This window comes from Acidobacteriota bacterium, from assembly GCA_016715115.1.
Taxonomy (GTDB): domain Bacteria; phylum Acidobacteriota; class Blastocatellia; order Pyrinomonadales; family Pyrinomonadaceae; genus JAFDVJ01.
In genome coordinates, this window is record JADKBM010000016.1 from 1,578,615 (window position 1) to 1,605,481 (window position 26,867).

At 54.7% G+C, this 26,867-nt stretch carries 17 protein-coding genes; 7 read left to right on the plus strand and 10 right to left on the minus strand.

Annotation, left to right across the window (positions count from 1 at the left end):
- Positions 1 to 114 precede the first annotated feature (114 nt).
- From IPN69_24710 to IPN69_24720, 3 genes are all read right to left on the minus strand, one after another.
- Entirely contained in the window at positions 115 to 2,004 is a 1,890-nt protein-coding gene (locus IPN69_24710) for a hypothetical protein (protein ID MBK8813913.1), read from the minus strand.
- Positions 2,005 to 2,139: 135 nt separating this feature from the next.
- On the minus strand, positions 2,140 to 3,396 hold the full coding sequence (locus IPN69_24715) for a FecR domain-containing protein (protein ID MBK8813914.1): 1,257 nt from the start codon (positions 3,394 to 3,396) through the stop codon (positions 2,140 to 2,142).
- Complete coding sequence (locus tag IPN69_24720; protein ID MBK8813915.1) at positions 3,396 to 4,445, minus strand: TerC family protein; 1,050 nt, start codon at positions 4,443 to 4,445, stop codon at positions 3,396 to 3,398. Before IPN69_24720 ends, IPN69_24715 begins: the two co-directional genes overlap by 1 nt.
- Before the next feature lie 162 nt (positions 4,446 to 4,607).
- Between IPN69_24720 and IPN69_24725 the strand changes: the two genes are divergently transcribed.
- Complete coding sequence (locus tag IPN69_24725) at positions 4,608 to 6,605, plus strand: peptidyl-prolyl cis-trans isomerase (GenBank protein ID MBK8813916.1); 1,998 nt, start codon at positions 4,608 to 4,610, stop codon at positions 6,603 to 6,605.
- A 608-nt stretch (positions 6,606 to 7,213) separates the two neighbouring features.
- Here the strand turns inward: IPN69_24725 and IPN69_24730 are convergent.
- The 4 genes from IPN69_24730 to IPN69_24745 form a co-directional block, all read right to left on the minus strand.
- Positions 7,214 to 8,611 (minus strand): DASS family sodium-coupled anion symporter, encoded by a 1,398-nt coding sequence (locus tag IPN69_24730; GenBank protein MBK8813917.1) that lies wholly within the window; start codon positions 8,609 to 8,611, stop codon positions 7,214 to 7,216.
- Between the two features lie 131 nt (positions 8,612 to 8,742).
- Positions 8,743 to 10,560: an amino acid permease gene (locus IPN69_24735; GenBank protein ID MBK8813918.1), complete on the minus strand. Its 1,818-nt coding sequence runs from the start codon at positions 10,558 to 10,560 to the stop codon at positions 8,743 to 8,745.
- A 73-nt stretch (positions 10,561 to 10,633) separates the two neighbouring features.
- Positions 10,634 to 12,241 carry an alanine:cation symporter family protein gene (locus IPN69_24740; protein ID MBK8813919.1) on the minus strand — a complete coding sequence of 536 codons (1,608 nt, stop codon included), beginning with the start codon at positions 12,239 to 12,241 and terminating at the stop codon, positions 10,634 to 10,636.
- A 58-nt stretch (positions 12,242 to 12,299) separates the two neighbouring features.
- Positions 12,300 to 13,826 (minus strand): amino acid permease, encoded by a 1,527-nt coding sequence (locus IPN69_24745; protein MBK8813920.1) that lies wholly within the window; start codon positions 13,824 to 13,826, stop codon positions 12,300 to 12,302.
- 216 nt (positions 13,827 to 14,042) lie between these two features.
- Here IPN69_24745 and IPN69_24750 point away from each other — a divergent pair, with 216 nt between their 5' ends.
- From IPN69_24750 to IPN69_24775, 6 genes are all read left to right on the plus strand, one after another.
- Entirely contained in the window at positions 14,043 to 15,464 is a 1,422-nt protein-coding gene (locus tag IPN69_24750; protein ID MBK8813921.1) for an aminotransferase class I/II-fold pyridoxal phosphate-dependent enzyme, read from the plus strand.
- 99 nt (positions 15,465 to 15,563) lie between these two features.
- Positions 15,564 to 16,013 carry an SRPBCC family protein gene (locus IPN69_24755; protein ID MBK8813922.1) on the plus strand — a complete coding sequence of 150 codons (450 nt, stop codon included), beginning with the start codon at positions 15,564 to 15,566 and terminating at the stop codon, positions 16,011 to 16,013.
- 240 nt (positions 16,014 to 16,253) lie between these two features.
- The gene (locus IPN69_24760) at positions 16,254 to 16,544 is read left to right on the plus strand and encodes a Dabb family protein (GenBank protein ID MBK8813923.1); all 291 of its coding nucleotides are present in this window, start codon (positions 16,254 to 16,256) and stop codon (positions 16,542 to 16,544) included.
- A gap of 4 nt (positions 16,545 to 16,548) precedes the next feature.
- Positions 16,549 to 17,754 (plus strand): hypothetical protein, encoded by a 1,206-nt coding sequence (locus IPN69_24765; GenBank protein ID MBK8813924.1) that lies wholly within the window; start codon positions 16,549 to 16,551, stop codon positions 17,752 to 17,754.
- 84 nt (positions 17,755 to 17,838) lie between these two features.
- Positions 17,839 to 19,953 carry a tetratricopeptide repeat protein gene (locus IPN69_24770; protein ID MBK8813925.1) on the plus strand — a complete coding sequence of 705 codons (2,115 nt, stop codon included), beginning with the start codon at positions 17,839 to 17,841 and terminating at the stop codon, positions 19,951 to 19,953.
- Between the two features lie 59 nt (positions 19,954 to 20,012).
- A complete protein-coding gene (locus IPN69_24775) occupies positions 20,013 to 20,771 on the plus strand; it encodes a hypothetical protein (GenBank protein ID MBK8813926.1) in 759 nt (252 codons plus the stop codon).
- Between the two features lie 86 nt (positions 20,772 to 20,857).
- On the opposite strand, the gene IPN69_24780 is transcribed toward IPN69_24775, so the two are convergent.
- The 3 genes from IPN69_24780 to IPN69_24790 all read right to left on the minus strand — a co-directional run bounded on the left by IPN69_24780 (position 20,858) and on the right by IPN69_24790 (position 26,613).
- Complete coding sequence (locus IPN69_24780) at positions 20,858 to 24,670, minus strand: TonB-dependent receptor (protein MBK8813927.1); 3,813 nt, start codon at positions 24,668 to 24,670, stop codon at positions 20,858 to 20,860.
- A 162-nt stretch (positions 24,671 to 24,832) separates the two neighbouring features.
- Complete coding sequence (locus IPN69_24785) at positions 24,833 to 25,456, minus strand: nucleotidyltransferase family protein (protein ID MBK8813928.1); 624 nt, start codon at positions 25,454 to 25,456, stop codon at positions 24,833 to 24,835.
- A 179-nt stretch (positions 25,457 to 25,635) separates the two neighbouring features.
- On the minus strand, positions 25,636 to 26,613 hold the full coding sequence (locus tag IPN69_24790) for an XdhC family protein (protein ID MBK8813929.1): 978 nt from the start codon (positions 26,611 to 26,613) through the stop codon (positions 25,636 to 25,638).
- Positions 26,614 to 26,867 lie beyond the last annotated feature (254 nt).

Below are 26,867 nucleotides of genomic sequence, written 5' to 3' on the forward strand. Positions count from 1 at the left end.
CCGCGTAATCGGATGGCTAAACGGCGATTGCTGGGTTTGTGGCTCGAAAATTCATCGCAAGCCAACCGCTACCGCAGTTGGTACTGACTGACGCGTCGGCGGTGCCGTGCCGACTCACTTGGTTTCCAGATTAAAGAAAGCGACGGCGGTGTCGTGATCCGAGAATCGTTCGACGCGGTTCGGGTCGTTTCGGTAGATCTCCGGATAATCGGCGTTGAAATGCGCGAAGCCGAAACCGGCGACGCTTTTGCGAAAGGCCTCGTTGACGATGAAATGATCGATGACCTGCGCGTTTCCGTCGAACACATACGAGTATCTGACCTCTTTGTTGATCAGGTCGACGAGGTTGACAAGGTCAGGATCGATGACGTCATCGGCCGGATTTATCATTTCTTCCTTTGAAGCCGGCGACCCCTTGATCGTTCCGATGACATCCATTATTCCGTCATTGAACTGATAGAAGTTGAAATCTCCGACCAGCGCGATGCGTTCAGCCGAATTCGCCTTCTGTCGTTCGCCGACGTACCGCGCGAGAAACTCGGCCTGGAGCTTCTTCTTCATCTGAACGAACGGCGCATCTTTTTCGTCGGTATAGCCGCGGAACGACTTGAGGTGGTTGACGATCACCGTAAACTCGTACGGCGCCGATGCGGTCTTGATCGCGGCGCGCAGCAAAAACGGCGGACGGTCGTTCAGAAAAACATCTTCCTTCGAAACTGGATTCTTGAACTTGTCTTCCTTGCCGAACTGTTTCGTTTCAAGCACATCGACACGCGAACGCTTCACCAAAAAACCGGAATCGATTCCGCCGATATCATTACCTTCGACAAGATACGCCTCGTACTGCGGATTCGGTTTGCCGGCCGCTTCGCTGTCTTTGTTGACCGCCTCGGCCAGTTTCTTGAGGACCGGAAGGCTCTCGGCTTCGACGACCGCGACGACGTCCGGATTGTTCAGGTAAAGCCTGATTGCGATGGAGATCTTCTTGATGCGACGGGCGAAGCCTTCGGTGTTGATGATAGGTTCCTTTGTCTCAGGATCGTCCGTGTCGTCAAAAAAACGCTCGATGTTCATCGCCGCGATCGAAAACTGTTTGTCGGTCGGCGTCGGAAACGCCTTCGCGCGCGTCAGTCCCGAGATCTCTGGCTTGTTGTCCGGGTCGACCAAAATCGAGTAGGCACGGTAGGCGTAGTTGACGACCCCGGTCAGGTTCTTGATGTTCGCGAACGTCGTGACGTCGATAGGTTGCGCTCCGAGTTGACCCGAACTCTCTATTCGCAAACGATCAGGATTGTGATCGAAAAGCGTCATTTTCGGGAAATCCTTGCGCATTTTGTCCTTTTCTTTGTCGGACAACATCAAGAAGTCATAGATGCTGTATCCGATTTCACGATAAGGACGGCGATACTCAAGCCCGTTGGCCACGGCGTAGAACACACCGTCGGAAACCGACGTTCCGCTCATTTCGTCGACCCTTCCGTTGGTCGGAGCGACGACCATCAACTCGGGAACCGTGACGCGCATCCCTTCAAATTTTTCGAGCTGGTCAATTGAATTCGGCTTGAAATCGTCCTTGGTCAGCGTGATCGCTTTCGGAAGCGGATTGCCTTTCGATTCAACGGCAACGAAATCGCGCCCCTTCATCATCGAGACCTGTGTGATCTTAAGGCTGTTCGGATCAGCCGACGGCGCCCATTCGTCGACCTTTCCCGTGATCGAAACGAGGTTACCGACGGTCGCCTCGCCTTCGGGTTCGGTCTTGGTGAAAACGAATATACCTTCGGACGTGTTCGGGTTTCCGTCCACTTTGGAGTCGGGAGTCTGGAGAAAGAAGCCGCTCTTGGTGCGCGCCGTAACGATCCCATTGACGCGGACAACCTCGCCGACGTAGGCCGAGAAATTCTTGTCACCCTGAATGTCGCTTATCAACCGGTTCTTCTGAGCCGATACCTGAAGACCAAAAGCGACAAAACACAAAACCAACCCGAAAACGACTTTTTTCATAACGGTAACGAAACGAAACTAGGTTCGTCCGGCTTCCTTTTGATGCCGAAACAAACCGTTCCGCCGACAGGAAATTTTGATTAAGAAAATCAACGCAAAACGCGCGCCCGGACCGGAAGTCGCGAGCGCCGCTAACTAGAACTGTTTGATCAACTTGCCGCTTGGAAGCCCGATCACAAAGCTGCTCCGGTTGCCGCGGTCGTCGCTGACCTCAACGGTCACCTGCGCGCCGGGCGCCGAGATCTGCAGCAAGAACGCACCGTCGCCAAGAGCGAACACCGACTTGCCCTGCGAACGCACCGTTGCTCCGGGTTGCGTCTTTCCGCTGACGCGATAGATCGTTCCGCCGAGCGATTCAACATTCCAGTCACGGACACCGATCGCCTTGCTGTTCTCACGTTTGATCACCGTGAACTTCCAATATGCGCTCCAGTTGCTCGACTGTCCCGAACTTGAACTCGCTTTAACGCGCCAGTAGTACGTTCCGGGCAGCAATCCGCCTACCGCGAGGCTCGGACTGGTCAACCCCTGCTTATCTACGATGATCGCGTCCGGTGATGCAAATTGCGGCAGTTTCGAGATCTGGATCGAATAAGAAAGCGCGAGATTGACGTCCGGACTCTGCCATCTCATCATCACGTCGGCGATCCCGCTGAGCGAACCGACAAGTTGTTCGTCCGAAGATGGCGAGTTATGTATCGGCGGTCCGAGAAGCTTTTCCTTGGTCGCGATCTTACCTTCGTTCAGGGCCGCGAATTCGTTTTCCCTAACGACCGTTTTCTCGCCGCCGACCGTCGTTTCAATACTGCCGCGGCTGATTCGGATCTCGCCGGAATTATTGTCTTTGTTGATATCAAAACTGGCATCCGTATCGGCGCCGATCTTGTTTTCCGACTCGCGCACCTCGACCACGTTTTCGGTGTTTGCCGGCTGTTCGTCGGTGCGAACGTTGATCTGCCCGTCATCGAGCGTGACGCGTACATTCGGTCCGCCGAATAGCGAGTTGCTGTCGCGGATCACAACCGTCGAGTTCGCCCGGATCGAAAGAACGGAGCCGTCGATCATTTGGATCTTCGCGCGGCCGTCGGCCTGAGTCTGGATCGTATCACCGGCGGAAACGAAAGTCTGGCGCGTGACGAGAATAGTCTCGCGTGTCGCGGCACGGATTATGCGGACGTCGCCTTCGAATGATATGACGATGGCTGCATCCTTTGGCGCTTGAGGAGCGTCTGGCTTGTTGACGAAATCGCTCTTCAAAAACCGCCAACCGCCGTAGCCAATCAATCCGAGAACCAAGAATATCGCGACGATAGCGATGATCGTGCTTTGCCGAATCTTCCACCACTCGACGTAGAACTTGCGATATTGTGGTTCATTCGGATCGTTCGGCACTAGGTGGTCTCCGAGGCTTCATCCTCATCTTTCGGGAAAATCAGGGACAAAACGATTGACATAGCAATCGCCAAGATCACGACGCCCAACGAAATGTTGATGACCGTTTGCTCGAACTCGTGAAGTTGATATCGGCGCACGAAATCGGCAAACGTCGAAGTGCTCTGTCCGAGTATCATTATCAGCCCTTCGGCGAAAAGTGGCAAGAGCATTTTCACTCCGATGAAGCTCAGTACGAAAGCCAGTCCGAACTTCAAATAGTGAAACTTCTCCGCCATTCCGAGCAAAAGGAAGAAAAACGTTCGGAGCCCGAGGATCGCGAAGATGTTTGAGGTGTAAACGATAAACCGGTCGGTCGTAATTCCGAAGATCGCGGGAATCGAATCGACCGCGAAAACCAGGTCGACGACGTTGATGACGATCAGCACCAGGAGCAGGAGCGTTCCGATACGTCGGCCGGATTCGTCACGAACGAGAAAGTTGTCACCGTCGTATTGTTTTGAGATCCGAACGAAGCGCGTCGTGAGTCTGACGACGAAGTTCTCGTCCGGGTGGAACTCCTCGCCCTCGCGAAGCATATTGATCCCCGTATAGACCAGAAATGCTCCGAACAGATAGAGGATCCAATGGAACTTCTCGACCAGTTCCGCGCCGGCAAAGATCATTACCATCCTCAGGACCAACGCCATAAAGATGCCCCAGAAAAGAACGCGATGCTGAAACTTTTTCGGTACCTGAAAGTAATTGAAGATCAGGAGGAAAACGAACAGGTTGTCGACCGATAGAGAAAGTTCGATCAGATAACCGGTCAGAAACTCCTTCGCCTTGAAAAATGCCGCCTCGGAACCGAAATTGGCGTTGACGAACCAATAGATGAAGACGTTGAAAAGCAGAGCAAGCGATACCCAGACGACACTCCACGACAAAGTCTCCTTTTTGGACGGGACATGGGAATTGCGGTTAACGATCCCGATATCGATGAAGAGCGCGACCAACACGACCGCGAAGAACGAAATCCAAACCCACAAAGGAAACTCGACAGGACTCATAGTGGAATAAGATACATTAGTCGAATCTCCAAAGTCCAAAGATCCGCGCGGGATACGTTGCGCCCCAGTTCCCATTGGACTTTGCGGCCGTATCTGCTAAAATCGCGGTTTGTCTCTACTGACGAATTGGTTCCAATCTTTTAGGTTTAAGGGTAAATCAGGATGTTAAAGTTTTTCAGTCGCTTAGAAAAGACCCGAAATTTCGTACTTTTGCTCATCGGTGTCGTTATGATCCTGGGTTTGGTTGTCGGAATCGGCAGTTCAAATCTTTTTTCGCCGAACACGACGTCTGACGGACTGTCGACCAGCACCGAAGCGGTCGCCAAAGTCGGCAGCGAGAAGGTCACGGTCGGCGAGATCGCGCGGATAAAGCAGGGCCGAATGTCGTCGCTTCCGACGAAAATGATGGTCAACTCGCTTGTCCAGCAGCGCATCATCCGGGTCGAAGCGATGAGACTCGGGTTTCGCGCTTCCGATGGCGAAGTCGCGAATTTGATCCGCGAGCAAAACAAGTCGCCGGACGGCACACCGCTCGACATCAAACGCTACGAACAGTGGGCGGTCCAGAACTTCGGCAGCGTCGCGGAATACGAACAGACGGTTCGCGACCAGATCAGCGGCGAAAAACTCGAAGCCTTTCTGACATCGGGCGTTGTCGTGTCCGAAGAGGAGGTCCTGAAGGATTTCCAACGCAAGAACACCAAATTCGACGTTTCGTACGTTTCCGTTAATTCCGCTGAACTGGCGCAGACGATCAAACCGACCGATGCCGAGCTTTCCGAGTATTTCGAGAAAAACAAAGCCAATTACTATATTTCGTCGGCTCAGAAGAAGATTCGCTACGTCTTTTTGAATACCGCGAAGGTCGGTGAAAAATCGAAGATCTCGGACGACGATCTGAAGGCCGAATACGAAAAGATCCCGGCCGATAAGAAGAAGAAGGGCGTCGAAGGGCAGCAGATCGTGCTTCGAATCGCGAAACCTGACTTTGAAACGAAAGTGATGGAAAAAGCGACCGAGGTCGTCGACCGTGCGAAAAAGGACGGCAAGATCACCGAAGAAGCATTTACCGAACTCGTCAACGGTTATTCGGAAGACGCCGCCAGCAAGGCGCGCGGCGGAAAGCTCGCCGGACTCGTTCGCGAGAATCCGAACAAGCCGACAGATCCTTACCAGCGTCTTTTGACAATGCAAGAGGGCGATGTCACGGAACCGATCAAGGAAGGCAGCAGCATTTATATCCTGCGTCGCGGCAAGGACGTTCCGAAAACGTTCGAAGACGCCAAACCGGAACTCGAGATCAGCTTGCGCAACCGACGCGGTTATACGGCCGCGGCCGAATTGGCGCAACGTGTTTTCGACGATCTGAAACAGTCGAAAGATGCCGCCGCGACGGCCAAGAAGTTTGCCGCCGAAGCGAATATGGGCGCCGGCGAAATGGTGCGCGAAACGCCGTTCGTCAAACCCGGCGACAACGTTGAGAACATCGGCATCTCGCCGCAGTTTGAAGAAGGCATCAAGAATCTTGAAAACGCGAACGACGTCGGTGAGAAGATTCCGATCCAGAACGGTTTCGCGATTCCCTTGCTGGTCGAAAAGAAGGAACCACGCGACGCGACGCTTGATGAAGTGCGCGATCAGATCGCGGAGTCTGTGAAACTCGACAAGGCCCGTGCACAGGTCGAAGAGATCGCCAAACAGATCGCTTCAGGCGCCGCGAACGCGGGGGCTTTGAGCGGCGCGGCGCAGTCGAAGGGACTTAAGACGCTCGATCAGAAGAGTTTCATTCTCGGTTCGCCGCTCGGAACCGGTCCGTCGGCATCGACCAACGAAGCGCTCGAGGACGCCGTTTTCGGACTGAAGATCGGAGAGGTCACCAAAACACCGTTGCTCGTCGGCGACAGTTGGTACATCGTCGGAGTGAACAAGCGCGAGGACGCAAATATGGACGATTTCGCCAAACAGCGCGATTCCCTCGTTCAGACGATGGCTCAGCAAAAACGCTCGCAGTTGTTCTCCGATTATCTCGCGGCGGTGCGCCAGAAGATGGAAACGAACGGCGAGATCAAGATCTACAACGACGCGATCGAACGGCTCGACGCGGCGATGCCGCCGTCAAGTCCGCAGATGCCGGGTGGATTCCAGTTCCCGCAGCAGTAGTTTGATTTGGGAATTGGGATTTAGGATTGGAGCGCAACCGTCCCGGTTGCAATGAGCGCTTCGCGCGAACCAACCTTGACCTGTCTTTCAAACCGTCCGAATTGGGATTTCTGATTTGGGATTTCGAAGTGATTCGAAATCCCTTTTTTGTATCCGAACCAAGAACCCCCGAATCCAGAATCTGGAATTTCAAGGGTTCCAGACTGGGAATCCCGAATCGCGTGGCAATCGCGTCGAGTCGGTACCATCAGCGGTAGCGGATGGTTGGTTGCGGCACTCCCGGACCGAAGTATTGATACCAACCTATCTTCAGCCATCCGCCACCAGATGGTACCGACTCGTCCCGGCCCCGAATACAAGGAACCCGTGGGTTTTTCAAAGCTCCAGAATCTAGAATCAAGACTGTTCTAACCGTTCTTAATTCAAGAATCAAAACTCAAGATTCAAGACCAATCAGATTCCAATCGCTGCAAATGCGAGTCTTATAGACCGGGATATCTGGCGCCTCGTAGTTTCGGGCACACTTGGTTCTGCAATCCAACGATTAGGACGCAATTGATCTAGAATAAATCCCGATTCCCGAATCCAAAATCCAAAACATCCAAAATCTAAAATCTCCCAATGATCTTCCACCAGAGAACTCCGATGGTCGACCAGATCGCGATGTTGACGACGGAAACGACGAGTCCGATGATCCACCAAGTGCGTTGTTTGACGTAGCCGAGACCAAAATAGATCGGTGCCGGAGTCGTGCCGAAATGGGTCAGTCCGGCGTTGAGGTTTGAAAAATACGCGAGCAACAAAACGGTCAATCCGGCCGGCGCGCCGGCAATGATCGTGACGGCCAGAAACGGCGCGAACATCGCGAGAACATGGGCCGTGATCGACGCGAAGAAGTAGTGTGAATAGAAATACACGAACGCCAGTATCGCGAGCGCCGCGACCCAACTGAATCCCGCGGTCATCACACCCATCTTTTCGGCGAAGATCTTCGTCAAACCGGTTTCGCCGAGCACGGTCGCCATATTAACAAGTCCGCCGTACCAAATGAAGACCGACCACGCGTTAGTCTCGCCCATTAAGTCCTTCCATTCAATGATCTTCGCGAAGAGCAGCACGCAAATCCCGAGCAAGGCGACGATGCCGGTGTCGAGTTTGTGAAACGAATCTTTCGTGATCCAGAGCAGCACGACGCCGACCAACACCGAGAGCATTATGATCTCGCCGCGCGTCACAGGCCCCATTTTGGTGAGTTCCTCCTGCGCGAACTTCGACGCTTCCGGCGTCTCCTTGATCTCGGGCGGCGTCATTCGGTAGATCAGAAAAGGTACGACGGCGAGCGACACCAGCGCCGGAACGATCGCCGCGAAGAGCCAGCCGGTGTAGGTCAATTCGACGCCCGACGTCTCTTTCGCCAGTTTGGCGATGATCAGGTTCGACGCCTGTCCGGTAATGAAAGTCGCACAGATGATGACGTCGCACTGATATAGCAGCGTCATCAGAAATGTTCCGAGTTTTCCCGCAGTGCCGTCGCCGGGACGGGAATCGTAGGTTTCGCAGACGCTTTGCGCGATCGGCAGGATGACGCCGCCGTTGCGCGCGCCGTTCGACGGAACCATCGAGGCAAGGATGAAGTCGGTCGAAACGAGCGCGTAGCCGAGACCGATCGTCTTGCGGCCCATCGCGCGGACGAAGAGCAGCGAAATGCGGCGTCCGAGTCCGGTCTTTATCATCCCGACCGAAAGGAAGAACGCCGCGAGGACGAGCCACACAACCGGTTCGGCATAACCCTTGAGCGCCTCTTTCGGTTCGAGCACGCCGAAAACGACGGTCGCGATAACGCCGACGAGGACCATCGCGCTGCCGGTCAAAGGCTGGACTATCGAACCGACGATCGTCGCGATGAAGATCGCGAGCAACGTCCAGGATTTCGGCGCGACTCCCTCGGGCGCCGGTAACAACGCGATCCCGAAACCGCATGCGAGAACGATCAGCCACTTTTTCATTTTGAATTTCTGATCAGGGATTTCGGATGACGCTTAAAGGTCGCTGAAAGTCCCCGTATGTAATGATGCAAAAAAGAACGCAAAAGGCCCGTGGACCTCCTGCGTTCTTTTTTCAATCAGTCGTCGACCGTCTATTTCGTGTGATAGTCGGCCCAATGTGTCAGGAACCAGTAGAACATACCGATCCAGAACAACAGATTGACCGTCGACGCGATCAATCCGACCGTCCTCACCTTCGCACTCCGGGCGCCGGTGTTGTCCTTCTTGCCGTACATAAGCATCGCAACAAGAATGCCGGTCACGCCCCACGCGAACGAACGAACGGCGGTATCGAGCCACGTCGTATTCGGAAGGAAAAACTCGACCTGCCAGATCGTCAAGAGGATCGCACCGATAATCGCGAGTATCGCCGCGATCGGCGGCTTGTAATCGCTCTCAACCGTCGATCCGCCTTGCTCGACATCGGCCAGTTTGCTGTGTTTGTAACTGTAGGCAAAATAGACGACGAGGCCGATCGACATCCATACGATAAGCCGCAGCCACGTATCAAGCGGAAGGTTGTTCATCAGGAAGGCCGAGACCCAAACCGTGAACATAGGCACGATCGGAGACAGTGGAACCTTGAACGGCCTATGCAGATTCGGACTGGACGCACGCAGGATGATGATACCGGTACCGACGATGACGAACGCGAAAAGTGTTCCGATGCTGACCAGTTCACCCAGCAGATGGATCGGAACAAAACCGGCCAGGACCGCCACGATAACGCCAGTGATCGCGGTCGTGATATGCGGTGTCCGGAATTTCGGATGGATCTTCGCCGCCCAGCTGGGAAGCAATCCGTCCTTTGACATCGAATAGAAGACGCGCGGTTGTCCCATTACCATCACGACCATTGTCGAGCTCAGACCGAGCACGGCGCCGATCTTGATGATCGTCGGAAAGGCGATAAGAATGTTGCCCATCGTTGTTCCGGCGGCCTGATCTTTCGCGGCATCGATCGCCGTGGCGATCGGGGCAGCGGCATTCGTCAGAAGCCGGTAGTCGACGAGGCCGACCATAATTCCGGAGACAAGAATATAGAGCACGGTACAGATCGCCAAACTTCCAAGAATTCCGATCGGCATATCCCTTTGCGGATTCTTGGCTTCCTGGGCCGCCGTCGAAACGGCGTCGAAACCGATGTAGGCAAAGAAGATCACGGCAGCGCCGGTGATGACCCCGCTCGGTCCGAACGGCATAAACTGCGCGCATCCGGGGCTTCCCGGTTGGCAGCCGATGCCGAGGTTGTCCATATTGACGAAGCCGATGCCGGCGATGATGAACAACACCACGACCAAAACCTTGATAAGCACGATGGCCGAATTGAAGCTCGCGGATTCCTTGATCCCGCGGATCAGCAACAGCGTCACCGCGATCGCGATCAAAAAGGCCGGAAGATTGAAAACGCCGGTTCCGGCGACCGTTCCGTCGGCCAGTTTTATCTCGACCCCGGGCGGCGCGCTCAACGAAAGCGGGAACGGAATTCCGAGCGTATCCCTGAACAAACTGACAACGTAGCCAGACCATCCGACGGCAACCGTCGCGGCGCCGAAAGCGTATTCGAGAATCAGATCCCAGCCAATGATCCAGGCGATGAACTCGCCGAGCGTGCCGTAACCGTAGGCGTACGCCGATCCCGAGATCGGAACGCTGGCCGCGAACTCCGAATAGCATAGCGCGGCGAACGCACTCGCGATACCGGCCACGATCATCGAAATGACAACTGCGGGGCCGGCGTGTTTACCAGCGGCCTGACCGGTCAGAACGAAAATACCCGTTCCGATGATCGCGCCGATCCCGAGCATAGTCAGATCCAGCGCGCTCAGCGTTTTCTTTAGGGTATGTTCGCCGGTCTCAGCAGCCTCGGCGATGATTTTGTCAATTGATTTTGTCGCAAAAAGTGACATTAAGAACAACCTCCTGGGTTAATGAATAATCGCTCGGTCGCCCCGCACATCAACATCGTACGTGTGCGACCGGTTACCCCCTTGCTTTTCTGATAACTTGAAGGTACCTGTTCAGTTCTTCCCGCACCTTCGGGAACAGGAAGAAGAGTCCGATCATATTCGGAAAGACCATTGCGAAAATCATCGCATCCGAAAAATCGATGACCGATTGCAGCGACGCCGCCGAACCGACCACAACAAAGATCAGAAAAAGTACCTTATATGTAATGTCCGAAGCCGCCGAACGGCCGAACAGGTATTTCCACGCCTGAAGTCCGTAATAGGACCACGAGATCATCGTCGAGAACGCGAACAGGATGATCGCGATCGTCAGGATAAATCTGAATCCCGGAATCACGCCATCGTAAGCCCTCGAGGTCAGGTCAACTCCGCTTACCGGCGCGCCGCCGATCAAAACCTGCCCGCCCTGCCCGCCATAGACGAATGTTCCGTCCAGATTGAACAGAACGATGACCATTGCCGTCATCGTGCAGATCACGACGGTATCAATGAACGGTTCGAGCAACGAGACCAATCCCTCGCTCGCGGGATACTTCGTCTTCACCGCCGAATGGGCGATGGCGGCCGAACCGGCTCCCGCTTCGTTCGAGAAAGCCGCGCGCCGGAATCCCTGAATGATCACGCCCATCAATCCGCCAACGGCGGCGGTTGGCGCGAACGCGCCTTGGATGATCGCCGTGATCGCCGCCGGTATGTTCGCGAAATTCACCCCGATGATGATCAGCGACGCGGCGATGTAGATCACTGCCATCGCCGGCACGAGTTTCTCGGTGACGTTCGCGATGCGCTTGATCCCGCCGATAATGACGATGCCGACGAGAAACGCCAGGATCAGTCCGATGATCGTCTTGGCAGCTCCGCCTTCAAATCCGACCAGATTCGTGATCTGAACCGTCGTCTGATTCGCCTGAAAAGCGTTTCCGCCGCCGAACGATCCGCCGATGCACATTATCGCGAAGAATACTGCAAAGACCTTGCCGGCCGATTTCAGTCCAATGTCGGCAAAACCTTTGGAAAGATAGTACATCGGCCCGCCGTGCACCATCCCGTTCTCGTCGATGTCACGGTATTTGACACCGAGCGTGCATTCGACGAATTTCGACGACATCCCGAGAATCCCGCAAACGATCATCCAGAACGTCGCGCCCGGCCCGCCGATCGCGACCGCGACCGCGACGCCGGCGATGTTCCCGAGCCCGACGGTTCCCGAAACGGCCGTCGCGAGCGCCTGAAAATGGCTCACTTCGCCGTGATGGCTTTCGTCGCGGATCGTATCGACGATGTTGCCGTCGACGATATTGACCTCGGCCGTCGAATCGGCGTCGCCGTGATCGACGCCGTCATACTTTCCGCGCACGACGTTGATCGCAGTCCAGTAATGGCGGACGTTCACGAATCCGAAGGCGATCGTGAAAAACGCCGCGCCGAAGATCAGCAACGCGAGCACGAACGGCACGCCTTCGTAGATCGGATAAAAGACGATCGAGCCCCACGCGTCGGCGATCGGTTTGAAAGCCTCGTCGATGCGTTGATCGATCCCCTTTTCCTGCGCCGCGGCAATGCCCGCGAAAGCAATCGAAAAAATTGTCAAAAGAACCAATGAAAAAACCCTGTTTGCCATACTTCCCCTTGTTCGTTTTATTTTCGGCCCGCCCCGCGAGCCTTCGTCGAATCTTCGACTATGTCGAGTCGTTCTTTGCCGATAGGCTTCGCCAGATGAAATAGACCGGCACGCCCGTCAGGACGATGACCAACCCCGGAAGCGAAGTCTGCGGCTTGTAGAACAACAATACCAAACAGATCACGGACGCCGCGAGGACGTAAATGATCGGGATCAAAGGATATCCGAACGCCTTGTACGGGCGATCGGCGTCCGGCCGCTTGAAGCGCAGCACGAAGAGTCCGATGATCGTCAGCACATAAAAGATCAGGACCGCGAACACGACGTAGTCGAGCAGCGTGCCGTAAAGATTGCCGTAACTCGTCACGCCCTTGTCGTTGACCGTGATCGTCCGCGGCAGAACCAGCAAGCAGGTCCAGATGCACTGCAGTACCAACGCCATCGCCGGGACGTGCTTCGCGTTCAGTTTGCCGGTCGACTTGAAGAACAGGTTGTCCTTGGCCATCGCGTAATAGACGCGCGCGCCGGCGAGGATCAGACCGTTGTTGCAGCCGAATGTCGAAATGATGATCGCGACCGCCATAATCGTCGCGCCAATCCCGCCGAACATCACGTTAAGCGCCGCCGTGCCGACTCGATCGTCGGGCGCGGTTTGGATCTGCTGCAGAGAAAGCGTCGCCAGATAAGCGAAATTCGCAAGAATGTAGAGCCCGATCACGAGCGCGGTCCCCATCGCCAGCGACAACGGAATGTTCCTTTGCGGGTCTTTGACCTCGCCGGCGGTGAACGTGATGTTGTTCCAGGCGTCCGACGAAAAGAGCGACCCGACCTGCGCGACGCAGAGGACGACGATGATTCCGAAAATGCCGCTGTTCATCGAGACTTCCGGAAGAAACGCGAAATCCGGTTTGATGACCGCGGCGTTCACGGGCGTGAAAAGATTCGCCCAATTGGCCGAAAACGTACCGCTCGCACCGCCGATGATGATCCCGAGCAGGATCAACGCGATCAGCGACAGCGTCTTGGCCGAGGTAAAAACGTTTTGGATCCACTTTCCGAGCGCAAGTCCCTGCATATTGATGATCGTCAGAACGATGATCATCACTACGCCGACGAGTTGCTGCGTCGAAAGCGAAACGGCGTAGCCCGACGAAATATGAACGGGCGGTATGATGTAGCTTTCGGGGGATATCGAAGGAAACAGGACCCCGAGAAACCGCGCGAAACCGACCGCAACGGCGGCGATCGTTCCTGTTTGAATCACGAGAAAGAGCGTCCAGCCGTAAAGGAATCCCCAAAGCGGCGAGTAGCTCTCGCGAAGATAAACGTACTGTCCGCCGGCTTTCGGCATCATCGCCGCGAGTTCGCCATAACTTAAAGCCGCAAAGATCGTCAGCAATCCCGTGATGATCCACGTCAGCAGAAGCCCGCCCGCGGAACCCGTTTGTCGCGCGATGTCAGCCGAAACGATAAAAATACCGGAGCCGATCATCGAACCGGCGACGATCGTGGTTGAATCGAGGAGTCCGAGCCCGCGAATGAATCCTTCGCTTGGTCGTTCCAATTCGGTAGCCTCAGTAGCCATATTTTCGAATTAAATGGCGAACAACTTTGTCATACAGAACGGACAAAGCATCCCTAAAACTAAAATCTGCAATCCTTTGACGTTGGCGAGATAAACGTTTGAGCTATTATACTTGTATTACATAAACTGTCGAGCGTTTTCTGGTTTTTTTTGCGGGGAGCCGGAAATTGGCAATCCGATCAAACCCTAAGCGAAAATTACAATACCGTTGATACTATGGAGACGAATAAACACAACGATATGCCGCGCGAGGATTTTCGTCGGTTCGGATATGAGATCATCGACTTCATCGCTGACTATTTCGAAAAACTCGAGTCGTTTCCGGTACTCTCACAGAACGAACCGGGAGAGTTGCGCGACGCGCTTCCGAAATCGGCTCCCGAAACCGGCGAAGACTTCGGCGATGTTCTTGCGGATGTCGAAAGACTTATTCTCCCTGCGGTCACGCATTGGAATCATCCGAATTTTCACGGATTGTTTTCTACCTCGACGAGTTCCGTCGGCGTGTTCGGCGAAATGCTCTCGGCGGCGTTCGATATGAAGGCGATGCTCTGGCGCACCTCGCCGGCCTCGACCGAACTCGAACCGGTCGTTCTCGACTGGCTGCGCCAAATGATGGGGTTGCCGGATGAATTCAGTGGGATCATCTACGATACGGCTTCGATCTCGACGCTTCACGCGCTGGCGATGGCGCGCGAACGTTTGAATCTCGGGATCCGCGAAAAAGGAATGAGCGGACGGACCGACCTGCCGTTGCTGCGGGTATATTGCTCGACGCAGACACATTCCTCGATCGACAAGGCCGTCATACTGCTCGGGCTCGGGACGCGTTCGATCGTGAAGATTTCGACCAACGAGCGCTTTGAAATGGACGTCGAGAAACTGCGCGAAGCGATCTCCGACGACATCGCCGCCGGACATTTGCCGATGTGCGTTATTCCGACCGTCGGGACGACGTCGAGTTCGAGCGTCGACAACGTCGATCGCATTGCCGACATCTGCGAGCGCAACGGCATTTTTCTTCACGTCGATACCGCCTACGCCGGTTCGGCGGCCGTCGTGCCGGAATTTCAATCTTATTTCAACGGCTGGGAGCGGGCGGATTCGATCGTCACCAACCCGCATAAATGGCTTTTCACGCCATTCGACTTGTCGGTCTTGTACGTCAAGGACCTCGACCTGCTGAAACGGACATTTTCGCTCGTCGCCGAATACCTCAAGGTGACCGAAACGGTTACCAATCAAATGGATTACGGGATCCAGCTTGGGCGTCGTTTCCGATCGCTGAAACTCTGGTTCGTGATGCGCTATTTCGGCCAGCAGGGATTGATCGAACGGATCCGCGAACATTGCCGGCTGGCGCGCCTTTTCGCGGGTTGGGTCGATGACAGCCCGAACTTCGAAATGATCGCGCCGGTTCCGTTCGCGCTCGTCTGCTTCCGCGCGTGCCCGGCGGGAGTTTCCGATCTCAACGCGCTGAACGAACGCATAATGAACGAGATCAACGCTTCGGGCGACGCCTATCTTTCGCATACTATCCTCGATGGCAAATTCACTCTGCGGCTGTCTGTCGGCAGCATCCGCGTCGAGGAGAGGCATCTTCGAAAGGTTTGGGACCTGCTGAATGCGAAGATCTAAGCGTTCAGGTTTTCCGCGTTGCGGACTCGGCGGTCTTTGCGCGAGGCATTCATAAAGCGAATCGTCAACAATTTGTAACCGGTCCGGATCGAGATCAATATGCAATTCGTAAAAGAATCGATAATCGCCGCGTCACCTGAGAAAGTGTTCGCGTTTCACGAGCGGCCGGACGCATTCGAGTTGCTCGTTCCGCCGTGGGAGAACGCCAGGATCATAGAAAAGGCGGATATCTCGAAGATCGGCTCGCGCGCGATCATCGAGACAAAGCTCTTCGGAGTCGTTCCCGTCCGCTGGGTCGCCGAGCACACGGCATACGACCCGCCGCGGATGTTCGAGGACGTTCAGATCTCCGGTCCGTTTGCGAGTTGGCGGCACAAGCATATCGTCCTGCCGCACGCCGACGGCGCCGTCCTGCGCGATGAGATCGAGTTTGAACCGCCGATGTGGATCTTTGGCCGCCTCGCCGCACCTTACGCGATCATTCCGAAACTCGAAAAGATGTTTGCTTTCCGGCACGAAGTTACACGGCGGGCGATTTTGGATTTGTGATTTCGGATTGACTTCTTCAAGCGTGCGGAGCACACAAACTCTGGATAACGCGTTCCGTTTCGCCCATCGATTTCTCCGGCTGTCTCCGTAATTTGGGATGCGAAGCTTGGAATCTGGAATCTGGTATTTCCAAAGGCGTTTGCTTATCGGCTCCAAGTTACGAGAAAATAAGGCCGGAAATTAGGAATCGAGAAACGGGTGATCCGACAATCCCAAATCCGAATTCCAAAATCCGAAATTATGCTGACCCATATCGTTTGCTGGAAATATAAACCCGAGACCGATGCCGAACAACGCGCCGATCACATCGCGAGATTGCGAGCACTTCCGTCGTTCATTCCGAACATCGTTAGCTTTGAAGTCGGCTCGGACATCCTGCATCTCGAGCGCTCGTTCGATACGGGGCTGGTCGCGGTTTATCCTGATCGCGAGGCGCTCGATGCATACACCGATCACCCCGAACATCTGAAGGTCGCGGCGCTTGGCAAGGAGATCGCCGAACGCGTCGTCTCGGTCGATTTTGTGACCTAAAAGAATGAAACGCTGGAAGAAGATCCTGTTGATATTGCTCGCGATCGTCGTCGTCGCGCAGATTCCGTTCATCTTCCGCCGCTTTCAGATCGCGAATCGCTCGGCGCTGATCGATTCACAAAATTCGCAGCGGATTGCCCGTCAAGACCCTGATTTCGTCGAATTCAAAGGCATCATCCACGCGCATACGAGCCTCGGCGGACATTCGACGGGTTCGTTTGACGAACTGATCGAAGCGGCAAGCGCGAACAAACTCGACTTCGTCGTGATGACGGAACACACTTCGGCGGATTACGACACCTCGGCGCTGTCGCTTAACGGAATCTACAAGAACGTGCTCTTTATCGGCGGACACGAAGCCGACACGATCAGCGGCGACCGTTTCCTGATGATCAACGGCGGCCCGGAAATGTTCGCCGACGCGCGACTTGAAACGCCGGCGTTTCTTGAAAAGTACCATTCCCAAGGCAAGGCGGCGCTGGTCACGTATCCCGAAAAATTCAAATCGTGGGACTCAAACTTCGACGGCATCGAGGTTTTCAGTCTTCACACGAACGCCAAACAGAACACGCGGATCCTGACGATCCTCGATATGCTCTGGTCGTTTCCGTCGTATCCAGGACTGACGCTCGCCGAAAATTTCAAGCGGCCGGACGACAATCTCCGAAAATTCGACGAGATCGCGGCAAAACGAAAGATCTCGCTTTTTGCCGGCACGGACGCCCATTCGAACATCGGATTTCATTTCCTCGGCGACGATGCGGGCAACAAACTGATAAATTTCAAGATCGACCGCTATCAAAACACATTCGGCATCGTCCGCGCACATATTTTGGTCGAGCGCGGCAAGGAGCTTACGAAAGAGAGCGTCATCGACGCGTTCAAGTCCGGACGATTGTTCGTCGGCTTCGATATCGCCGGCGACACTTCCGGATTTTCGTTCACGGCGGAATCGGGCGGAAAGATGTTTCGGATGGGAAGCGAAGTTCCGTTCGCGGGCGGAATGATTTTGAAGTCGGCGTCTCCGCTGGCAGCGCGTTTCGTTGTCCTGCGCAACGGAGTTAAGGTTTATCAGACGCCGCCCCAGACGGAAATGGCCTTTGACGTCAAAGAATCAGGCGTGTACCGCGTTGAAGTTTTTCGGGACGACCTCGGTTCGTCGTTCGAAACAATGCCGTGGATAATGTCGAATCCGATCTATGTTCGCTGAAAGATTTCGCTTCGGCAAACTAATTAAAACGGCAAAACATCCTAAACACACTAATTTGTTTATCTGACGGTTACGGTTAAATTGATGACGAATCTAAAAAAATCTGCTTTTCGGCTTTTCGGGTCCGGTTTTGTGCTTTTTCTTTTTGTTGCGGTCGGCTTTTCCCAACAGGTCCAGCGCGCTGAATTCGACGTTACCGGTTACAAGATGGACGTCCAGCTTTCGCCGAACGAAAACAAGCTTGCGGCGACCGTCGACGTCAGTTTCGTTCCCAAAGCCGACACGCGCAATGTCGCCTTCGAACTCAACGGATCGCTGACGATCGAGAGCATCACGAAGATTCAGTCGCAGTCGGTTGTTTCTACGACGACTGCCACCCCGCAACCGAAAACCAAGACGACGCCGAAACCGGCCGTTCCGACGAATCAGCTGACGTTCGTGCAGGACCGCGTCGGCGTTTCCGAACTCGGACCGAGCGTCAAGATCGATCTTGGTGAAACCGCGGTTGCCGGTTCGACCGTCACTTTGAGGTTCAAGTATTACGGAGTGCTCGTAACGGCCGAAGGCGGACCGCTTCTGACCAAGCGGCTGGCTTATGTCGGGAGCGAGAACGGTTACTTGATGTACGCCGCACGCTGGTTTCCGTTTCACAACTATGCCGCCGATTTTGCAACGAGCGACATTACGATCTCGATCCCGACGGGCTACTCGATCGCCGGCTACAGCGATCAGCCGTCGGCCGCGGTCGGCGGAAAGCAGCGTTTCGTTCAGTCGCGCCCGGGCTTGATCGGCAATTTCGCATATGACCGTTACGCGAGCAAGACGCTGCGCTTCGGCGAGTTCGAGTTTCAGTTCTTTACAAAGGCCGCAAACGATCAACTCGTCTCGCAGTACGGCGAAACGCTCGGCCGCGCGTTTGATTTCTATACCAAGAAATACGGACTTCCCGAAAGCGGACGCAAGTTCGTCATCGCGCAGATCGACGACGACAGTCTCGAGTTCTATTCCGCTCCCGGAGTGCTTTTCGTCGCGCAACGTTTGTTCGATCAATCCCGCGAAGTAACCGCCGAAAGGATGCAGCGCGAAGCCGCGTATCAATGGTGGGGACTTTCGGCCGGTTTGAAGTCGTTTGACGACGCCTGGCTCTCGCAGGGACTCGCCGAATACAGCGCGTTCTCTCTGCGCGAAAGTCAGTTGACCGGTCCGGCGCTTGAATCTCTGCGCCGTGAACTTCTCGAAAAGGCTCTGACATTCGAACCGACGGCATCTCTTCTGCGCGCGCCGTCGAGTCTCGACGATCAATCTACGGCGTATCAATACATTATGTTCGCCAAGGGCGCATTCGCTTACAAGCTTTTGCGCGACACGATCGGTGATCAAAAGTTCGATCAGCTGCTTCGCGCATACCTCGAGCGCTACCGCGGGAAGAACGCCTCGATCGATGATTTCGAGAAACTGACCAGCGAGATCGCCGGCCAGAATATGCGCTACTTTTTCGCCCGCTGGGTCGAGAGCACGGGAGTTCCGGAATTCAAGGCCGACTATCTGATCATCCGCACGCGCGCCGGAAAATTCGTCACGCGCGGAACGGTCCGGCAGAACTACGACAATCTCCGTTTGCCGCTCGAGATCCAGCTCCGTTCCGAAGGCGGCGAGGGACTGAAGACGGTGACCGTCAATATCGAAGAGGCGAGCGCTGATTTCAACATCGAATCCGACGGCAAACCTCTCGAATTGATCATTGATCCGAACTACAAGCTGTTGCGGATCTCGGACGAACTCCGCATTTCGTCCATCGCGCGCCGCGGCATCGAACAGTTCAAGGAAGGCAACTACGTCGAGGCGCAACAGCAGTTCGAACAGGCGCTGAAACTCGACCGTTCGAACGCCTGGATCTATTATCACCTCGGACTGCTCTTCCTCGAGCAGCGCAATTACGATCTCGCGATCGACAACTTCAAAGCCGTCGAGGCGCTCGGCGTTCAAGGCGACGCCCGTCCGGCCTGGCTTCACGTCTGGGCATTGATCAAAAAGGGAAATGCCTACGACGCGAAAGGCGACCGAACGCGGGCAATGGATGCATACAACAAGGGAGCCGCGCTCGGCGACAATTACGACAACGCGCAAGAAGTCATAAAGCGGTATCAGGATAGTCCCTACGACCCGCGCGACAAGACGAGTACGACGGCAGTCAAATAATCGAACGGGAAAGGCGGGCAGCGACGCCTGCCTTTTTCATTTTTGGAAAGGAGTTGAATATGAAGCGATCTTTCGTGGCCTTTACGGCAATCCTCTTCTTTTTTGCGACCGCCTCGGCGACGACCTGGTCACCGGAAGAGTTCACGTGTCCGATCGACAAAGAAAAGAACACGTTTATGGTCGTTACGAGTTACGGTTCGTACATCTATTGGTGGCCTTCAAAATACCAGTGGATCTTCTGGCCGCGTACCGATAGCCCAACGTTTTATCTTTGCAAGAGATGCCATCTCGCGACCTATATGTGGGATTTCGACAAGATCCCGAATGACAAGATTCCGGCGCTCAAGGAGATTCTTGCCGGGGTGAAGATGTCAAAACCATTCAAGGATTACCAGGAGATTTCGACGGTCGAGCGTCTGGCGATCATGGAAAAGGTTTATAGCGTTCTCGATACCGATGACGAATGGTGGAGCGTATTCTACCGGACACAGGGCTACCATTATGAAAGCGCCGGTGATGCCGAAAAAGCGGCGGCGGCGCGGCGCAAGTCGCTGGCGCTGACCGAAAAGCAGATGCAGGACGCGAAAAGCAAGGTACCGAAAAAACTACTGTATTACATTTCAGGCGCGATGAAGCATTTTCTCAACGACGACAAAGGAGCGCTCGCCGATCTCCAAAAGGGCCTCGAAACGCCGTATGCGTCGCCCAACGAGTCCGCTGAGGATCAGAAGAACGCAGAAGCCGGCCTAAACGAGCGGATCAAGGATTACATCGGCCGAATCTCACGTAAAGATATGCCGCGCGACGGCGAAAAATAATCCTTGGTCGCGTCTCGATTCACCAAAACGTGATCGGCGAACGATTCGCTCGCCGATCACCTGAACGCCTACGCATACGCGCCCCGTCAAAACCGGAACTTCGCTCGAAACTGTCCGACGCGCGGGCCGCCGGTCGTGTTCGTGATGATTCCGAAATCGACCGTATCCTGAAGGTCACTGTTCGGATTCGCAAAGTTCACCGTGTTGAAGACGTTGAACAGATCGAACCCGACCTCGATGCTGAACCGTTCGCTGATCTTGGTATTCTTTGCAAAACTCAGATCGAAACGCTTCTGCATAGATCCCCGGAAGGTGTTGCGTCCGAGATTTCCGAAGCCGCCGAGCGGCGATGTGAAGCACGACGAATTGATGACATTCAGATTGCTCGTGCTTGCCCCGCTGACTGCGTCGGCGGATGAACATGTCGTATTCGGACGACCGAAGCCAGGTCGATACAGTCCGCCCGAACCGCGCGCCAGATTTGTCAATTGCGATACGTTGGCAATTTCCGGCTCACTCGCAAAAACCGTGTACGGCGTACCCGACTGCGCCTGGAAGAATCCCGAAACTGACCACCCTTTGACGAACGCGTTTTGCATTCCGCCGGTCGGAATTTCCCAGACGAAATTCGTGCTGAACCGATGCGTCCGATCAAAGTCGGAGACGGCCCGGTTGTTGCTCAAGTTTCGTGAATCTCCCTGAGTGATGAATCCCGTGTTGGGAACATCGGGCTTTCCGCTGCCGGCCGTGCTTCCCGGATCGGACGACATAATGTCGATCGACTTCGAGAAGGTGTAAGCGACGTTGAACTGCAATCCTTTCGAAAATCGCTTCGTCAGACTGAACTGTCCGCCGTGATAGTCGGAATATCCTTTTGATTGCAGTAGCAGTGCCTCGGGAACGTTGAATCCGAGGACCGGTACACGAGCCTCGAAACCAATCACGGTTCCGTTCGCGGCCGATAGATTGAGATCGACCTGTCCGGTCACGGTGTTCAAAAATCCGAACGCCCGTCCAAGACCGCGCTCACGAGCCGTCGCTCCGGAATTCAAGGCACCGTTTGGCGCACCGGCTGCTACATATGCTTGGTTGAAACGCTCGAAAATGTGATCGGGCGTGTTCGGATCGTTCAAGTCGAAACCTTGATTCAGCGCGTTTGCGAGCAGTAGGTTTCGGCCGGCCGTTCCAATGTACCGAGCTTCGAAAAGGAGGTCTTTCATCAGTTCATACTGCACACCGATGTTCCACTGGTGAACAAAAGGAGTTTGAACGTCGCGGTCGATCGCACGAAACTCAAACGTCTCGGCGATATTCCCGAAAACACCTGCCGCAAACGGGACGCCGCGCGAATCAGCCGTGATCGGCGTGTTGTCGCGAATCTGGTACGCGCCGGTTGCACCCGATGAGCGAACGATGCGGAACGGCAGCCACTGGTTCAGCGGGATCGTCGTCGGCGTGTTCGAGAAGGCCGTCGCGATCGGCACATTGCCGGATGGAACGGTGATCTCGACCTCACGAAGGAACGGGTAGTTTGAAAACACGGTGTTGATGAACGCCGCGCTCGGTCGATCGTAGAAGAGCCCGTAACCGCCGCGGACCACCAACTTGTCGGTGATCGAATATGCAAAGCCGACGCGCGGTGCAAAATTGTTGTAATCTTCGCCGTTCAACGTGTGTTTGTTGCCGACGACGTTGGTCGCGTTGATAGCTCCGTCGACGACCGGATTGCCGACCAAATTCACGTTGCTCGGAACGATGAAGCCGCGGGTCGGGTTGTCGCAAAGCGCGGTCGTTCCGCCGGTTTTCGCAAAACACGGTTGAAATGACTCCAGATCGAAATTTCCGATGCGGCCATTCTTTTCAGTTGGACGCATAAACAGTTCATACCGTAGTCCCCAGTTTACGCTGAGTTTGCGATTGATCTTCCAGTTGTCGGTCAAATAGAAGCCCCAGTCCATAAAACGGAAGCTCTTGTCGGTCACGCCATACTGCGTGTCTGCCTCGGTCGCATTACCGGTCACCAGTTGTGTAAAGCTGTCGAACTTTTCGAACTCGGTTGCTTGTTCTTCGGGCAGGTTAGTATCGAATTGATGCCGTTTGAAATCGCCTCCAAATTTGATGTTGTGGTTCCCAAAAATCCAATTGACGTTGTTGCCAAAACTCAAAGTCACTTGCTTGCGCTTGTTGAACGAATCGTTCGGACCTCCAAATGAGAAATTCGCGAGGTTATTGCGCCCGATGTAATGCCCGAGGCGCAACGTCGCGGCGCTGTTGTCAAATGTCGTTGCCGGATTGAAGACGCCAATGCTTTCATTCGTGATCGCCAGAAAGTCGTCGTCCAGACGCCGCGTGTTGTTGAGCGAAAAATACCCGAAACGAAATTCGTTTATCCAGTTTGGCGAAATGATATGGGTGTCCGTTATCGCCAGCGTCCGGTTGCGATCGTTGCGGCGCAGGGTAAACGGAGATGCGAGCGAATTGGGGTCGGGGAATGAATCGAGACCCGGAAAATCGGCCCAAAACAGAGTCCCGCTGAGCGTGTTGGACTTTGAAAGCTGCCCGTCAAGTCGCATCGTGTACTGGTTCTGTTTGAACTTGGACGGTTCGACGCTGATAACCTCAACAAGCGGATTGTTGCGTTGAAGCGTCCGGCTCGTGACGGTCGGAAAACCGCCGAATTGATAGCTGCCTGAACCCGTCTGGTCCACGATTCCAAGATTTCGGAAGGTCGTGCCCTGTAGGCTCGGCAGAACAAACCCTCCGGTAACCGGATTTTGAAGATTGAAGATTCGCCAGGCGACGTCCGAGACGTCCGTCGCGGTCAGACAGTTTGTTCCGACGGTGCAGCTGTTGAATTGATTGAATGCTGCCGCGATCGCCGCCTTCGATCGATCGGTACCGAGCACGCTTAGTGCCAGCGGCAGGATGGTGCGCGTTCGCGCCGTCGGAACGAGTCCGGTGTTTGCGTTCGTATACTGATAACCACCAAAGAAGAAGACCTTGTCTTTCAGAATCGGCCCGCCGACTGTAAGACCGGCTTCGGTTCGATCGGCTCGCGGCTTTTCGTTGCCGCTTTCCTTAAGAAAGAACTCATTTGAGTTAAACGCCTTGTTTTGAAGGTAGTAATATGCGGACCCGTTAAAACGATTTCCGCCGGACTTGGTGACGAGCTGGAAATTGCCTCCGCCGCTGCGTCCGGTCGAAGCATCGTAGAGCGAAGTCTGCAACTTCACCTCTTGAAGAGTCTCCGGTGCGGGCGAGATATTGTCTGAAAGCGAACCTTCGTTGCTCGTGATGTTCGTCGCGTCGATCCCGTTGAAGAAAAGACTGGTCGATGTCGTCCGGGTTCCGTTGACCGATGGCGATATGTTTCCGTTTCCATTGACTCCGACCGGCGAGAGTTCCGACGAAACTCCGGCTTCCGACGAAAGCAGTCCGGTAAAGGAACGCGTCGACGTCGGCAACTTGGTGACCTCTTCTCCGGTGATCTGCCGGGTGATTGTCGGCGATTCCGTCTGGACCAATTGTTGGTCGCTCGTCACGGTAACAACAGCGTCGGCCGCGCCTATCTCGAGCGTTGCCTCGACCGTGCGCTCGACCGACGTTTCAACTGCGACATTCTCGGTGACGCCGCGTTTGAAACCATCCTTTTCAAACGTGATCGAATAAACTCCGACCGGCAGAAGGTTGATGGTCCATCTCCCCTCGCCGTTGGTCACCGCGGTGCGCGACTGATTCGTCGCTTTATTCTTGGCGACGATCGTTGCGCCTTGAACGACCGCTCCGTTCGGGTCCTTCACCGTCCCTGTCAGACTTCCTGTCGCCTGCGCGAGGGCGTTTTGAGTTAGCGTTAAAACAAAGACCATCGAAAACAGTCTTAATACTTGGCTGAATCGCATATTTCTCCTTGGTTACAAATGTTCAAAAACAAGACTGCAATCGGAATTCGAACCTCCGATTGCGATCTCTTGTCGTGTCAATAACTGCTGAATTTCCTTGATTGCAAGATAAAGGATATGGGCGAGAGGTTAAATACGGCTTAAGCTTGAGTTACGATTCGGTTAATTGTTGGTTACGGAGATATTACACAATTCGGCAAAGTCCGAAGGCTCGTCGATATCCAGGTTGGCCGAAGGTACGAGAATTCTTGAAGTTCGATTCAGGTTTCCGGAGATCACACGCTTCGCCCCTTCGGACGGGTCGAGTCCGAGGAGTTCTTCGAAGAATTCAGCCGAAAAGACCGCCGGGACGCCGACGGTTCCCGCGTATTCGGCGGCGGCGATCCCTGAATCAGCGGCGCTCGCGAAAAGCCGATCGATGACCGACGCGTCGATCAAGGGCTGATCGGCGAGAATGATGGCGACCGATTCGACATCCGGAACTTGTTGAATCAAGATCTCAAGTCCGCTCTTGATGGACGAACCGATCCCGTCGGCCCAGCTTTCGTTGACCACGATCAAGACAGGCAAATCGTCGATATGGGGTTTGATGCGTTCGGCGTATGCCCCGAGAACGACGCAAACGAAATCGGCCGTTGAATCCAGTGCCGTCTCAACGGCGCGCCGAACGAGCGATCTGCCCTCAAATTCGAGCAGTTGTTTTGGAAAATAATCAAACCGCCGCGCCTCGCCGGCAGCAAGAATCAGGACCGATCTTGGATTTTGGATTTCGGATTTTGGATTCACTGCTGCGTTTGATGCCCTTCCAAAGGCTGGCTGATCTTTGGTCGGCAATCTTTCGCCTTCGGGAATCTTGAATATCTTGAATCTCTCGGGGAATCAATCGCAAATCCCCAAATCGCAAATCGCAAATCCCAAATCCCCAGATCGCAAATCGCAAATCGCAAATCGCAAATCGCAAATTCCTAATGGATTCCCGCATTGCGGTCGCGAAGGAACCCGGCGCTGCGCTTTTTGAGGACGCTTTGGATCTCGGCGACAATCGCGAGTGCGATCTCTTCGGGCGACTCCGATCCGATATCGAGACCTATCGGACCGTAGAGATTCGCCGGCCAGGATTCGCCGATCTCAGCAAGCAGTTTTTCGGTACGTTTTTTCGGTCCGAGCGCGCCGATGTACGCGGCATTCGACGGCAATATGAATTTCTGGATCAGTTTGTCCTTTTCGTAGTTATGAGTCATCACGACAGCGACCGAATTCGCGTCGATCTTCAGATTGCCCGCAAAATTTTCGGGCGCGAGCAATTGAATCGAATCTGCATCCGGAAATCGCTCGCGAGTCGCAAAGGCGGGACGGTGATCGACGATCGAAACACGCCATCCGAGGGTTTTCGCGATCGTGCAAACGGGAATTGCATCCGTACCGCCGCCGAAAATGAGAATCGAAATAGGCGGGTCGATGATCTCGACAAATCGCTCGCCGATCAGTTGTGAGCGGTCGATCTGCACCGTGCCCGTTTCGTCGTAATCCCGGAGACCGATCGAATCGGGAGCGATCGATACCGAACTGACAAAACGCCTTCGCTCTTTGTTGGCGGCCGCGATCCGTTCAAAATAATCCCGGTCGAACGGCTCGAACAAGATCCGAATGACGCCGCGGCAGCCCATATTGAGCGAGAAAACCGAGTCCTCGTGCTTCGTCGTGTCGTAAACGAAGACCTGAGCCGCGCCCGAATCCACGACCCGTTTTGCGCGCTCGAGAACATCGGCTTCAAGACATCCGCCGGAAACGGTTCCGACGGCATCGCCGTTGGCGCGGATCAGCATCTTCGCGCCGGCGCCCCGATACGCCGAACCCTGCACGTTGATGACCGTTGCGACAACTGCGGTTTCATCGGCGTCGAGGCGCGGAATCGTCTTTAGGATTTCTTCGATTTCTTTCATTGGGAACAAAAAGGGCGAACCAAACAATTGAATATTGAAGGTTCTTGAGCCAGATCATACGCCAGTGACTTCGCGTTCTTTCGCGTCGTTTGGCGGTCGAATCCAACTTGCGATTGGAGAGGATGGTTTCGGCCAATCCAGGACATTATCGACAGCGAAATGACGCCAAAATCCGCCAACCCAACGAAAAATAATCATTAAAAGCAGACAGACGTTTCTGAATCTTAGTTCGCGTTTGATCGGGACGTCGCCTC